General features: G+C 66.0%; 11 protein-coding genes. 5 read left to right on the plus strand and 6 right to left on the minus strand.

What is annotated here, in order from left to right; translation table 11 throughout:
- Window positions 1-122 precede the first annotated feature (122 nt).
- From tilS to ABE493_RS12035, 3 genes are read left to right on the plus strand one after another with little or no spacing between them, the layout of a single operon-like run.
- Window positions 123-1421, plus strand: coding sequence for a tRNA lysidine(34) synthetase TilS (gene tilS, locus ABE493_RS12025; RefSeq protein WP_346499150.1), 1299 nt, complete (start codon window positions 123-125; stop codon window positions 1419-1421).
- A gap of 31 nt (window positions 1422-1452) precedes the next feature.
- Window positions 1453-1713, plus strand: a complete 261-nt coding sequence (locus tag ABE493_RS12030) for an exodeoxyribonuclease VII small subunit (protein WP_346499151.1) — start codon at window positions 1453-1455, stop codon at window positions 1711-1713.
- Entirely contained in the window at window positions 1703-2581 is an 879-nt protein-coding gene (locus tag ABE493_RS12035) for a polyprenyl synthetase family protein (RefSeq protein WP_346499152.1), read from the plus strand. Before ABE493_RS12030 ends, ABE493_RS12035 begins: the two co-directional genes overlap by 11 nt.
- 197 nt (window positions 2582-2778) lie before the next feature.
- Here the strand turns inward: ABE493_RS12035 and ABE493_RS12040 are convergent, their stop codons facing one another.
- Window positions 2779-3150, minus strand: a complete 372-nt coding sequence (locus ABE493_RS12040; RefSeq protein ID WP_057627087.1) for a DUF4870 domain-containing protein — start codon at window positions 3148-3150, stop codon at window positions 2779-2781.
- A gap of 103 nt (window positions 3151-3253) precedes the next feature.
- Window positions 3254-4621 carry a metalloprotease PmbA gene (gene pmbA / locus ABE493_RS12045; protein WP_346499153.1) on the minus strand — a complete coding sequence of 456 codons (1368 nt, stop codon included), beginning with the start codon at window positions 4619-4621 and terminating at the stop codon, window positions 3254-3256.
- A 135-nt stretch (window positions 4622-4756) separates the two neighbouring features.
- Between pmbA and yjgA the strand changes: the two genes are divergently transcribed.
- Window positions 4757-5353, plus strand: coding sequence for a ribosome biogenesis factor YjgA (yjgA, locus tag ABE493_RS12050; protein ID WP_346499154.1), 597 nt, complete (start codon window positions 4757-4759; stop codon window positions 5351-5353).
- Between the two features lie 215 nt (window positions 5354-5568).
- Here yjgA and tldD read toward each other — a convergent pair whose 3' ends face one another.
- Genes tldD through ABE493_RS12070 form a run of 4 tightly spaced genes read right to left on the minus strand, consistent with a single transcriptional unit; the run spans window position 5569 to window position 13015 of the window.
- Entirely contained in the window at window positions 5569-7014 is a 1446-nt protein-coding gene (gene tldD, locus ABE493_RS12055) for a metalloprotease TldD (protein ID WP_346499155.1), read from the minus strand.
- 47 nt (window positions 7015-7061) lie between these two features.
- Window positions 7062-10883 carry a YhdP family protein gene (locus ABE493_RS12060; protein ID WP_346499156.1) on the minus strand — a complete coding sequence of 1274 codons (3822 nt, stop codon included), beginning with the start codon at window positions 10881-10883 and terminating at the stop codon, window positions 7062-7064.
- Between the two features lie 39 nt (window positions 10884-10922).
- Window positions 10923-12413: a ribonuclease G gene (rng, locus tag ABE493_RS12065; protein WP_057627141.1), complete on the minus strand. Its 1491-nt coding sequence runs from the start codon at window positions 12411-12413 to the stop codon at window positions 10923-10925.
- Between the two features lie 5 nt (window positions 12414-12418).
- Window positions 12419-13015 (minus strand): Maf family nucleotide pyrophosphatase, encoded by a 597-nt coding sequence (locus ABE493_RS12070; protein ID WP_346499157.1) that lies wholly within the window; start codon window positions 13013-13015, stop codon window positions 12419-12421.
- A gap of 131 nt (window positions 13016-13146) precedes the next feature.
- Here ABE493_RS12070 and ABE493_RS12075 point away from each other — a divergent pair, with 131 nt between their 5' ends.
- A complete protein-coding gene (locus ABE493_RS12075; protein WP_346499158.1) occupies window positions 13147-13884 on the plus strand; it encodes an SIMPL domain-containing protein in 738 nt (245 codons plus the stop codon).
- Window positions 13885-14152: the final 268 nt, after the last annotated feature.

Genomic DNA, 14152 nt, shown 5'->3' on the forward strand with positions numbered 1-14152 from the left:
TTTACATCCCACCCCCCCCCCAACCCGGCCGCCCCCCGGGTTCGGGGGCCGCGCCCGCTCCCACAACCCAGTTGCAGCAACAATTGCAGCCATCGCCGCCGCCGCCGATACTCGGCGCGGCCATGAATCCGCTTTCTCCCACTCTCCTGCAGGACGCAACCGACATCCCGGTGATGGTCGGCTTCAGCGGCGGCCTGGATTCGACAGTGCTGCTGCACCTGCTCGCCAACGCGCCGGGGCGCCAACCTGGCAGCCTGCGCGCCTTGCACGTACACCATGGCCTGCAATCGGTCGCCGATGACTGGCAGCAACACTGCATCGAACTCTGCGCGCAATGGAACATCCCGCTGCAGGTAGCCCATGTCGATGTGCCTAGAGACGCCGGCCGCGGCCTGGAAGCCGCCGCGCGCGATGCGCGCCATGCCGCCTTCAAAGTCCATCTGGGCCAAGGCGAGTGGCTTGCATTGGCCCATCATCAGGACGACCAGGCAGAAACCTTCCTGCTGCGTGCCCTGCGTGGCTCCAGCGTGGATGGGCTCGGCGCGATGCGCGGGCAGCGCGACTTCGGCCCCGGCACGCTGTGGCGGCCGCTGCTGAACGTGCCGCGCGCCGCGCTGGAGGCCTATGCACAACAGCAGCAACTGCACTGGATTGATGATCCCAGCAATGACAGCGCGGATTTCGACCGCAATTTCCTGCGCCTGCAGGTGATGCCGCTGCTGCGTCAGCGCTGGCCGCATGCCGCTGCGGCGATGGCACGCAGCGCAGGCCTCGCGGCGCAGGCGGCGCAGTTGTTGGGCGGCAATGACGCCGACCTGCTGCAGCAATGTCTGGGCAACGGCGACACGCTGCAGCTCAGCCCGCTCAAGCAGCTCAGCGCTGCGCAGCAAGCCCGCGTGCTGCGCCTGTGGGCCCAGCAGCAACGGTTGCCGCCGCTGCCGGCCAAGGGTGTGCAGGCAATCCAGCAACAGCTGCTGACCGCCGATAGCGACCAGCAGGCTGAATTCCGCTGGCAACGCGCACGGGTCGTACGCTGGCGCGATCAACTGCATGCCGCCCCCTTGCTGCCGGCTTGGCCCAAGGGCTGGAGCCAGCAATGGAACGGCGCCGAGCCGGCGCGGCTGCCCGATGGCGGCATGCTGTTCCTGCACGGCGCAGCGGCGTTTGATCAACCCCTGCTCCTGCGCCAACGCCAAGGCGGCGAGCGCATCCAGCTGGCTGGGCGCAACCACAGCCACCAGCTCAAACACCGCCTGCAGCACTCGGATGTGCCACCGTGGCTGCGCGCGCAACTGCCGCTGCTATGCGATGGCGACAGCGTGCTGGCGGCCGCTGACCGGGTCATCTCGGCGCCGCTGCAGGCCTGGTTGCAGGCGCACGGCGGCCATCTTGAATGGCAACCGCCAGATCCGGTGAATTGACCCTTTCCCGCTGCCCGCTCACACTTGCGCCATGGCAAAGAAGTCCCCCAATGAAACCTCGCCGGTGGCCCACTTCGAGCAGTCGCTTGAAGAACTGGAGCAACTGGTCGAGAAGATGGAAGCCGGCGACCTGAGTCTGGAACAGTCGCTGACCGCATACGAACGTGGCGTTGGCCTTTATCGCCAGTGCCAGCAGGCGCTGGAACAGGCCCAGCTGCGCGTACGCCTGCTCACCGACCCGGGCCAGCCGGAAAAGTCCGAACCCTTTGAAAGCAGTGGCAATGAAGACTGACGCCCTGCTCACCCGCTGGCTTGAGCGCACCGAAGAACAGCTGCAGGACGCCCTGCCCGACCCGGAGCTTGCCCCGCAACGCCTGCACCAGGCCATGCGCTATGCGGCGCTGGGCGGCGGCAAGCGCATGCGGCCGATGCTGGTCTATGCAGCCGGCTACCTGTTCGCGGCCGAAGAAGCGCGCCTGGATGCCGCTGCGGTAGCAGTCGAGCTGATCCACGCCTATTCGCTGGTACACGACGACCTGCCGGCAATGGACGATGACGACCTGCGCCGCGGCCGCCCGACCACCCATATCGCCTTTGACGAGGCCACCGCGATCCTCGCCGGCGATGCCCTGCAGACCCGCGCCTTTGAGATCCTCGCCGACGCCTGGATGCCACCGGCATTGGCGCTGAACTGCATAAAGACATTGGCAGGCGCCTCTGGCGCCAGCGGCATGTGCGGTGGGCAGGCCCTGGACATCGACGCTACCGGTCAACAACAGGCATTGGCTGATCTCAAGCATATGCATGCGCTGAAGACCGGCGCGCTGATCCGCGCGGCAGTGCGCATGGGCGCGTTGTGCGGCGAGGCCAGCGACGCCCAGCTTGCACAGCTGGACAGCTTTGCCGACACCTTGGGCCTGGCCTTCCAGGTCCGCGACGATATCCTCGATGTCGAGGCCAGCTCCGAGCAGTTGGGCAAGACCGCCGGCAAGGACCAGGCCCAGGACAAGTCGACCTTCCCCTCATTGCTGGGCATGGACGGCGCCAAGGCGACCCTGGCCGAACTGGCAACCGCGATGCAGGCAGCATTGATTCCGTTCGGCCAGCGTGCGGCAGCGTTGGCGGCATTGGCCGAACTGACGGTACGTCGCTCGCATTGATTCGGGGTTTGTGGGAGCGGCGTCAGCCGCGAAGTTGGCACTGCCTGCATGGCCGCGAACGGCCAACCCCTCCCCAGCCCTCCCCTTGCCTTCGGCAAAGGGAGGGGGCAAAGCGGCAAAGCCGCACTGCACCCAAACGCACAAAAACAAAAAGCCCGGCTTTCGCCGGGCTTTCTGCCAAACAACCTTCGCGCCGATTACTTGATCAGGCGGATGGTCATCGGATAGCGATAGGTCTCGCCCTTGTTGGCCGCCAGGCCAGCAAGAATCGCGAACACCAGGCCACCAATCCATGCCACGGCATAGGTCAGGAAGCCGATCAGCACGACCATCAGGATGCCGCTGATGAAGTACGCGCCCAGCAGCGTGAGCTGGAAGTTCAGCGCTTCCTTCGAGTTTGCATTCAAGAAGGCCTTTTCCGGCTTGTCCTTGTTCACCAGCCAAACGATCAGCGGCACGATGAAGCTGAAAAAGATGCCCGACAGATGCACCAGCATTGCAATGCTGTTGTCGTCGGAAGCACCGGCGCTGGTCGGCGGCGGCGGCGGAGTGTTCTGGTAATCGCTCATTGTTCCCCAAGATCCTTGTAAAGGGCGTATCAATATTGGCTGACAGCTATAGGGAGCGCACTAGCTCCCACATAAGAATAGTCCGCTGTTTACCAAGACTGCGTCAATCATTACCTGCCACGGTCATTTTGCCGACCAGGATCGAGCCGACCGAGACATGCGAGCGCTTATCCACGTCGGTGCCCACCGCTTCAATACCGGCAAACATCTGCTTGAGGTTGCCGGCGATGGTGATGCCGTCCACCGGGTAGGCGATCTGCCCGTTCTCCACCCAGAAACCACCGGCGCCGCGCGAGTAGTCGCCGGTGATGCCATTCACGCCCTGCCCCATCAGTTCGGTCACCAGCAGACCGGTTCCCATACCTGACAGCATGGACGCGCGATCGCCTGCATTGGCCTTCACTTTCAGGTTGTGCACGCCGCCGGCATTGGCGGTGGTCTGCAGGCCCAGCTTGCGCGCCGAGTAGCTGCCCAGGATGTAGCGCTGCAATACGCCGTCGGTGATCAGGGCCGAATTGCGGGTAGCCACGCCTTCGCCGTCGTAGGAACTGGAACGCAGGCCGCGACGCAGCAGCGGCAACTCGTCAATGCCAAACCACTCCGGGAACAGCTGGGTGTCCACGCTGTCGAGCAGGAAGCTGGCACGCCGGTACAGCGCGCCGCCAGACACCGCGCTGAGCAGGTGGCCTACCAAGGAACGCGCCATTTCCGCAGCGAACAGCACCTGCACCTCGCCGGTCGGCAACGAGCGCGGCTGCAGCCGCGCCACGGTGCGCTCGGCCGCACGCAGGCCTACCGCCGCCGGGTCGTCCAGGTCTTCGCGGGCGATGGCGCTGGTATACCAGCCATCGCGCTGCATGCCGTCGCCCTGCCCGGCAATCAGCGCGCAGCCGATGGAATGGTGGCTGCTGCGATCACGGCCGATGAAGCCATGCGAGTTGGCGTAGACCGACACGCTCTGCGCGGTGGAGGCCGAGGCGCCGTCGGAGTTGCTGATGCGGCTATCGCTCTGGCGGCCTGCCGATTCGCAGGCCAGGGCCAGGTCCAGCGCCTGTTCGGCAGTGAGCTCCCAAGGGTGCCAACCGTCCAGATCGGGGAATTCGGTGGCCATCAGGGCCGGGTCGGCAAGACCGGCGGCAGGGTCATCTTCGGTATGCCGGGCGATCGCGCAGGCCTGCGCCACGGTGGCTTCCAGGCTGGACTCCTGCAGGTCGGCGGTGCTGGCACTGCCCTTGCGCTGGCCGAAATACACGGTCACCGCGATGCCGCGGTCGTGGGTAGCCTCGACCGTCTCGACCTCACCCAGGCGCACGTTCACATCCAGACCGCGGTCCTCGCTGCAACTGACCTCGGCCTGGCTGGCGCCCATCGCGCGGGCCCGCTCCAGCAACCGCTGGGAGATGCCGGTCAACCGCTCCAGGCGCTGCAGGCTGTCGTCGACGGCAGGGTTTTGGGTGCTAATGACGTTCAATGCTTTATCCTTGGTGGCCGAATCCCTTCACATCTGCCCGGTCTTGCCTGACTGGCGGCGGTGTGACGGGGATCCCTCGTGAAGCCCGGCGAGCGCCCGGCTTTCCTGTCATGAAGTTTAGTAGGTAGCAGTGCGATGCGCGGACGCGATCAAGAAACCGGTGAATTTTTGGGCGAAAGCCGTAGCCAGAACCGGCGCGAAGCGCTGGAGGTGCTGGCGCTGGGCGAAACCCTGGTGGAGCTGACCCCGGCCCAGCTGGCACGCCTGCCTATCCCGGAAGGCATGCTGGAACACATCGAGTACACCAAGCGCATCACCTCGCACGGTGCCCGCAAGCGCCAGCTGGCGTTCCTTGCCAAGCAGATGCGCCGCGAGGAAGACGAAACCCTGGAAGCGATCCGCGACGCGCTGGACGCCAACAGCGAGACCTCGCGCCGTGAAGTGGCCATCATGCACCGCATGGAGCGCTGGCGTGAGCGTTTGATGACCGAGGGCGACGTCGCCCTGGGTGAGCTGCTGGACGAGCACCCGGAAGCCGACCGTCAGGGGCTGCGCACGCTGGTCCGCAATGCGCTGGCCGAGAAAGCCAAGAACAAGCCGCCGCGCGCCTACCGCGAGATCTACCAGGTACTGCGCGAGCTGATGCTGGTGCCGGTATTGAGTGCGGCTGCGGAAGTTGGCGGCGGTGATGACGATGCTGATGATGTGGATGACGACGACGCGCAGGATTGATCTGGGTTGAGGGGGTTTGCTGCTGGTTTGGTTCTGTAGCGAAAAGCTTCCCCTCATCCGCCCCTTCGGGGCACCTTCTCCCGCAAGCGGGAGAAGGAATTGCAGAGCTGCAGTTCGAACTGACGCCACAGAATTCCAAATGCCAGCTGTCCCTTCTCCCGTTTACGGGAGAAGGTGCCCGGAGGGCGGATGAGGGGGGCTCTTCAACCGCACCCTCAAGCCTGCGTGCCACCCACCGTCAGCCCATCAATCAGCAACGACGGCTGGCCGACACCGACCGGCACGCTCTGCCCGTCCTTGCCGCAGATGCCCACGCCTTCATCCAATGCCAGATCGTTGCCGATCATGCGCACCTTCTGCATGGTCTCCGGGCCGTTGCCGATCAGGGTCGCGCCCTTCACCGGCGCGGTGATTTTGCCGTCTTCGATCAGGTAAGCCTCGGTCGCCGAGAACACGTACTTGCCACTGGTGATGTCGACCTGGCCGCCGCCGAAATTGACCGCGTACAGGCCCTTTTTCACCGAACGGATCATCTCCTGCGGATCATGGTTGCCAGCGCGCATATAGGTATTGGTCATGCGCGGCATGGTCATGTGCGCGAAGGATTCGCGGCGGCCATTGCCGGTCGGCGCAACGCCCATCAAACGCGCGTTGAGCGTGTCCTGCATGTAGCCGACCAGGATGCCGTCCTCGATCAGGGTGGTGCACTGGGTCGGTGTGCCTTCGTCATCGATGTTCAAGGAGCCACGGCGCCCATCCAGAGTGCCGTCATCGACGATGGTCACACCCGGTGAGGCCACACGCTCTCCGATCCGGCCGGCATAGACACTGGTGCCCTTGCGGTTGAAGTCACCTTCCAGACCGTGGCCGACCGCTTCGTGCAGCAGCACGCCCGGCCAGCCCGGGCCAAGCACCACCGGCATCACCCCGGCCGGGGCCGGAATGGCTTCCAGATTCACCAGCGCCTGGCGCAGTGCCTCGCGGGCAAAGGCTTCCGGGCGTTCGCCTGCAAACAGTTCCTGGTAGCTGTAGCGGCCGCCGCCACCGGCATAACCGGACTCGCGACGACCGTTCTGTTCAACGATGACCTGCACATTGAGCCGCACCAGCGGGCGTACATCGGCCGCCAGCACGCCGTCGCTGCGCGCGATCAGCACCGTATCGACACCACCGGACAGGCTCACCATCACCTGCTGCACACGCGTGTCCGCCGCGCGCAGGTAACGGTCCAGGCGCTTGAGTACTTCCACCTTGGTTTCGTTGCCGATGCTGTCCACCGGGTCCAGCGCCGGGTACAGCGCGCGACCGGTGCCGCGCACCAGCGAGCGCACGTTCTGTTCGCCGCCCTCGCGGGAGATCGCCCGCGCCGACTGCGCCGCCGCCAACAATGCGGCCGGCTGGATGTCGTCCGAATACGCAAAACCGGTCTTTTCACCGGCTATCGCGCGCACACCGACGCCTTGTTCGATCGAATGCGCACCGTCCTTGACGATGCCGTCCTCCACGCTCCAGCTCTCCCGGCGCGAATGCTGGAAGTACAGGTCACCAAAATCGATACCCGGCCCCAACAAGGTGCCAAAGGTGCGTTCCAGACGATTGGCATCCAGCCCTGAAGGCAGCAGCAGGCGGGTTTCGGCGAGCGTGAGAGCGTTTTCGGTCATGTCAATCCAGATGGGGGCAGACCCGCCTCATGCAAGCCTGCAGTGATTCAGGGGCTGCCTGCAGCCCCGGGTGTAACCGCCGGCGGCGGCATGCGGGCCGCCTCACGGTCCAGCACTTCGACCTTGGGATCTTTCCAGGGCCCGGTCACCTTATAGGTCTTGGAGCCGATTTCGCCCAGCGGCTTGCCCAGCACCGCATTGGCTGCGGCACCTACCGCAGCGCCCACTGGACCGCCGGCCACCGCGCCTACCACGGTCAGCAGATTGCCCGAGCGCGGGTTCACATCGATGGTCTGGTTGAACTGCTGGGCAACCAGATCCGCTTGGCCGCGGATGGTGATTTCCGCTGCCGGCGCCTCAATGGCGATCTTGTCGGTGCTGGCCTGGCCATTGCCGAAGCGCATCGCGCCTTCGACGTGGTTGAACGCCAGGCCCTTGGAAAACAGGTCGCGGAAATCAAACAGCAAGCGCCGTGGCAGCTGCGCCACGCTGAGCAGGCCAAGCACGCGGCCGGCGCCCGGGTCCACTTCCAGCAGCTGGCCGTTGCGCAGGTCCAGATCCAGGCCACCTTCCAGGCTGGCCAGGTTGAAGGCCATCGGCCCGCCCTGCCAGCCTGCCTGCAAGCGTGCCTTGCCTTGCCCGCCCCGCAATTGGCCGGCGTAGCCCAAACGCTGCAGCAGGTCGCCGAGGTCTTCGCTCTGTACGTCCGCCGTTGCCTGGGTGCGCGCCTGCGCGCCCATTCCACGCCACTGCCCGTGCACGTCGATGACCTGCTTGGGCGCGCGTATCGCCAATTCCTGTACCTGCAGGCCGTCGCCGGTCGGTCGCGTGCGCAGCCGGGTCTGGCCGAGTTTGATCGCGGCAAACTGCAGGTCGTCGATATCCAGTGCCAACGGTGGGATGTTGGCCGGATTGATGGGCTCGGCCGGGGTGTCGCTGGACTCGGCCGTTGCCGCTGCGGCAGGCTGCCAATACACCCGCGCCAGCTGCCCGCTGACCGTGCCGCCATCGGCGGTTGGCACGCGCAGATTGCCGGCAAGCGCCGGGCCATCGAGCTGCACCGCGACCGCATCGGCACCCGGGCGCAGCTGCAGCCGGGTCTGCGCAAAACGCCCGCCCACCATCATCAGCTGGTCGGCCAGTACGTCCACCTGTTTCAGTGCCACGCCGCCGTCGCTGCCATTGCTGTCGCCGCCACGCGCCAGGGTGATCCACTCCAGCGCATCCAGCGAGGGCGTGCGGCCATTGACCACCAGACCCTCGGCCGGCGGTTCGTGATCGACGCGGTCATTGCCCATGGTGACCTGCACGCCGGTCTTGCCGTTCTGGCTGCGTGCGGCCAGCGCCATCAATTTGCCGAAGGAGACATCGATACGCCCGGCGCCCATCGGCAAGGCAGCCTGCACCGTGGTGGTCAGGGCATCGGCGGCGGGCTTGTTCAAGGGCGCCGGCAGCTGCAGGCGGGTGCCCTGCAGGTCCGAGCGCAGCGTCAGCAGCGTCGGCGGACCGCTGCGCGCAGCTGCCGCCACCTTGGGCAGGCTGACCCCGACCGTCCATGCCGAAGTGCCATGTACATAGGGCTTGAGCCACGCCAACTCCGGCGCGCGATCCAACAGCTTGCCCGCATCCAGGTCCGCGCTCAGTTCGGCCTCGAACGCATGGGCAGGATCCTTCACCGGCTTGCCGGCGCGCAGCGCCAGCACGCCGTCACGTTCCTGATGCCGCACCTGCAGCGCCGGCGCGTCGAAGCCCTCGCTGCTGTACTGCGCCTTGCCGCGCACGCCGTCGAACTGCAGGTCCCAGCGTTTGTCGGCCATGCGCATGCCACGCAGATCGATATCACCCTGCAGGTGGCCGGCGCTGTCGTGATGCAACGGCAGCAACAGGTCAAAACTGACAGCAGCCGGCCCGCTCACTGTCAGATTGTCCAGCGTGTCGCCATAGCTGGCCTGGAGCGGTGTCTGCCGCAGCATCGCCAGCAGACGCGCACTTTCATCCACCGTGCTGGCCTGCACCTCCAGCTTGGATTCACGGAAACTGGCGATGCCCGCACGCAGCTGATCGACCTTGACCCCGGCCAGATCGCCGCGCCCATGCAGATCGAAGCCGCCGCCGACGAAGGTGATATCGGCGTTGACGTGCTGCATCAACGGCCAGTCCTGCTGGAAGCGGATGGCGCCGTCATCGATGCGGCCGCCGGCCTCGAAACGGCCGTTGTTGCCGGTGAACGGCCAATCGTCCAGATCGCCCACCGCCAGACCGGTGCCGCCGCGCAGGGTGCCATCCACCAGCGCCGCATCCAGCCACTTCACTGCCGCCTCGCTCATGTTCGAGCGCACCCAGAACTGCTTGGCAGCGGTCATAGGTACGTCGTCGATCTTGGCCGCCAGGTTGATCCACGGCCGGGTGCCGTCGCCCTGGAACCACAAGCCGCCGCGTATGTCAGCGGCATAGTTGAGGCCCTGCATGCGCAGCGCAGGCGTGCCCACCTGCCAGCCGGCACCTTCGCGCCAGCCGACCAGGTCACCGGAGAGTTGCAGCTCATGCAGCACGCCGAAGCCGGTGGGCCAATCAAAGCGCACCACGTGATCGGGCTTCAGCGCGAGCGAGAACGCCTGCGCGTCGCCTTCAAAATGGCCGCGCAGGCCACTGATTCCCGGGCTGCCACCGACCGGCGCGAAACTGGCATCGAGCAGCTCGCCACTGCCACGCACCGCGCCATCGGCAGTTCCCAACAGACTGATATCGGCAAAGCGCAGCGAGGGCTGCGAGCGCTGCAGCCAACGCCGCAGGCTGGGTTCGAGCCGGTCGCTGAGCGCTGCCACCTGCAGCAGCGGGCCGGCATCAAGTTGCTTGCCCTGCACCGCAAAATGTTTTCCACCTGCCAGCAGCAAGCCGTCCAGGGTCTGGGTAGCGCCGTTGGCTGCGATCCGCAGACGTGGCGCGTCAAGCCGCCAGCCGCCGTCGATGGCCTTCCAGCGCGCGCGCAGCTGCAGGTTGCTGAATGCCAGGCTTGGCGGGGCGTCACCTGCCTGCAGCGGCGCACCGGCCAACTGCACGGCTTCCAGCTCGCCTTCGGCGGTGACTGCCACTACCCGCTTGTCACGCAACTGCACCCAGCCCTGCAGCTCGCCCTTGCCCTGGCGTATCTGCAGCCCGGCGAACTTCAACAGCGGTGCCCACGCGCCCAGCTCGGCGGGATCGGCCGAAAACCAGGCCTGCCCGTCCCCGCGCTGGCGTTGGAAATCCAATACCGCAGTGACCGGTGCGGCGCCGGTATCGATCCAGCCCTTGGCACCCACCCGCAGGCGTTGCCCATCCACGCGCAGGCGCAGGTCGATGCGCGGGACGCGGGTCTGCAGACCGATCGACGGTGCCTGTATCTGCAGCTGGCCACCAATCACCTGCAGCTCTCCGAGCCTGCGCAGGGTTTCCAGCGGATCGCCGCCGGCCTTGGAACTGGGCAAGCCGCGCACCGACCAGCGGCCGTCATCGTCACGTTGCAGGGTCAATGCCAGCCCGCGCAGGCGCAGCTCGGTCAGCGGTGCGCCGGGCAGCAGGCCCGAATACACCGCCACCAATACTTCGGCCTGACCAATGCGTACGCCGTCACCTTCGCCAATCCGCAGCCCATCGAGTTGCAGCAGCGGGCCGCGCCGGGTCCAGCGCGTATCCAGGCGGTCGAAGGCCACCGGCTGGCCGGCGCGCTCGCTGAGCCAGGCGGCAACCTTGTCCGGATGCGCCTCCACCATCGGCAGCAGCTGGCTGACCGTGCCCACCAGCAGGGCAACGCACACCAACGCCATCGCCAATGCCATCAAGGCGTAGCGACGGAAGCGGCGTAGGCGGTGGCGCAACAACGTTGTCATCAGCTCACTTCGTGCTTCCGTGCCGCGAAGTGAGCGTGCTCAGAGCAGCACGACATCGAACTGCTCCTGCAGGTATTGATCATCGGCCTGGAAGCGGATGCTCTTGCCCAGGAACTCCTCCAGCTCGGCGACCGCGGCCGACTCTTCGTCGGTGATGCGGGCAACCACTTTGCTGGAGGCGATCACCAGCAGGCGCGCGGCCTCGAACTGACGCACGGCGCGGGTGATCTCGCGGAAGATTTCGTAGGTGACGGTCTCGGCGGTCTTGATGCTGCCGCGGCCGCTGCATTGCGGGCAGGTTTCCGACAGCTGCCGTTCCAGGCTCTCGACCGTGCGCTTGCGGGTCATTTCCACCAGACCCAGCGGCGAGAAGTCGTACACCGTGGTCTTTGCGTGGTCGCGGGCCAGTGCCTTTTCCAGCGTGCGCAGCACCTGGCGGCGGTGTTCGGCGTCATCCATGTCGATGAAGTCGATGATGATGATGCCGCCCAGGTTGCGCAGCCGCAGCTGCCGGGCCACCGTCTGCGCCGCTTCCAGATTGGTGCGGAACACGGTCTCTTCGAGATTGCGCTGGCCAACGAAGGAACCGGTGTTGACGTCGATGGTGGTCATCGCCTCGGTCTGGTCGATGACCAGGTAGCCGCCGGATTTGAGCGGCACCTGCTTGTTCAAGGCGCGGACGATCTCGTCCTCGACCCCGAACATGTCGAAGATCGGGCGGTCGCCGGTATACAGCTCCAGCTTCTCGCCCAGCACCGGCATGTATTTGGCGACAAAGGCCTGCAGCTGGCCGAAAGTTTCCTTGGAGTCGACCTTGACCTTGTCCACGTCCTTGCGGATCAGGTCGCGCACCGAACGCAGCGGCAGGCTCAGGTCTTCATAGATGATGCTGCACGGCGGTGCTTCGCGGCCACGCCGCTCCACCACGGCCCACACCCGCGACAGATAGGAGATGTCTTCGGCCAGCGCCTCGGCCGGCTGGCCTTCGGCGTTGGTGCGCACGATGTAGCCGTAGCCGCCGTGCTGGGCCGAAATTTCGGTCACCAGCGATTTCAGCCGTGCGCGCTCGCCTTCATCCTCGATCCGCGCCGACACGCCGACCATCTTGGACTGCGGCAGCAGCACCAGATAACGCGACGGGATGCTGATCTGGGTGGTCAGGCGGGCGCCCTTGGTGCTGATCGGGTCCTTGACCACCTGCACCACCACGTCCTGACCATCGCGCAGCAGCTCGACGATCGGCACCGAGGACGGCAGTGGCAGGCTGGGCGCGGTTTCGTCGGTATCGGCGGCAACCGGCGCCGGCCGCACCACATCGTTGGCGTGCAGGAACGCAGCGCGGTCCAGCCCCACCTCGACGAAGGCCGCCTGCATGCCCGGCATCACCCGCTGCACCTTGCCCTTGTAGATGTTGCCGACCACGCCCCGGCGCCAACCGCGCTCGATGTGCAGCTCCTGCAACATGCCATTTTCGATCACAGCCACGCGGGTTTCGCGCGGGGTGACATTGACCAGAATTTCTTCGGACACGTCCTTCACTCCCCCTTGTCCATGGAATCGTCACCCGCTCCGGCGGCAAACGCCGCCAGCAGCGCAGCGGTCTGTTGCAACGGCAGCCCCATCACCCCGGAGTAGCTGCCAGCCAAATGACTGATGAAACGCTCCGCGCCGCCCTGGATGGCATAGCCACCAGCCTTGCCCATCGGTTCACCGGTAGCGACATAGGCCTGGATCTGCGCCGCACTCATCGGCGCGAATGTCACCTCCGAGACCACTGTCTCCAGCGCGTGGCGCCCGGCGGCGGCCAGGGCCACCACGGTGATCACCCGATGCGTGCGCCCGGCCAGGGAGGCCAGCATCGCCGCCGCATCGGCGGCATCGGCCGGCTTGCCGTAGACCCGATCGCCCAGCACCACCTCGGTATCCGAGCCCAGCACCACTGCCTGCGGATCGTCGGCGACCAGCGCCAGGCCGGCCTGCGCCTTGTCCAAGGCCACCCGGCGCACGTAGGCTTCAGCGGGTTCACCTTCCGCCCGCACTTCAGGCACGTCCAGATCCAACGTCCGGAATGGCACGTCGAGGCGGGAAAGGAGTTCGTTGCGGCGGGGGGAACGGGAGGCGAGATAAAGCATCGCGGAAGCATAACCTGCGGCGGCTGGCTGAATGATCGGCAAAGCAGTCAAAGTCACTGCAACCCCGAGCCGGCTCACCACCCGTTCATCGCCCCGTAGTCACTTTCACGATCCAGCCAAGGAGGATCACCATGCGCCGTACTGCCCTTGCTCCACTGTTGTTGTCCCTGTCACTTGCCCTGGGAGCCTCGATGACCGCTCACGCCCAAACTGTGCCCACCGCCGTTGCCAGTGATGCCACCTTGCTCAATGTCTCGGCCCAGGCCGAAGCGCACCGGGTTCCAGACATCGCCACGCTGTCGGCTGGCGTGGTCACCCAGGCCGTCGATGGCAACACCGCCATGCGCGAAAACGCCGTGCAGATGGACAAGGTGATGGCCGCGATCAAGGCCGCTGGCATCGCCGAGCGCGACATCCAGACCAGCGGCATCAACCTCAGCCCGCAGTACCGCTACGCCGAGAACGAGCCGCCGAAGATCACCGGCTACCAGGCCAACAACACCGTCAGCCTGAAGGTGCGCGACATCACAAAACTGGGCAAGGTGCTGGACAGCCTGGCCGCGCAGGGGGCAAACCAGATCAATGGCCCCAGCTTTGAAATCGACCAGCCCGAGCCGGTCTATGACGAAGCCCGCCTGGCCGCGCTGAAGAAGTCCCAGGCCCGCGCCGAGACCTATGCCAAGGCACTGGGCCTGCGCGTACGCCGCATTGTCAGCATCTCCGAGGGCAACCAGGGCGGCTTCCGGCCGATGCCGATGATGGCCATGTCCGCCGGCCGCAGCGCCAAGGCGGAAATGGACACCGCCGTGTCGCCAGGCGAAACCACCGTGTCGGTCAACCTGGACGTGGTGTTCGAACTGGGCCGCTGAGCCCGCTTGCGATCGCAACCGGAACGGCGCCTGCGGGCGCCGTTTTTGTTTTGGTCATCGACCTTGCCGGCCCGCACTCGCGGCTGTCCGGTGCAGGAGCGGCGTAAGCCGCGAAGCTGACGCCGCTGAAGTCCCTTGGCAGCTGTGCCATCTGCAGATGTATCTGCTTCGCGGCTGACGCCGCTCCTACAAAAGCTGCATATCCATCTGCTTCGCGGCTGACGCCGCTCCCACAAGGACCCACCTGCGCACCATCAAGCTGTCCGCC

Origin of the sequence: Stenotrophomonas terrae (assembly GCF_039674165.1) — a bacterium.
Taxonomy (GTDB): domain Bacteria; phylum Pseudomonadota; class Gammaproteobacteria; order Xanthomonadales; family Xanthomonadaceae; genus Stenotrophomonas; species Stenotrophomonas terrae_A.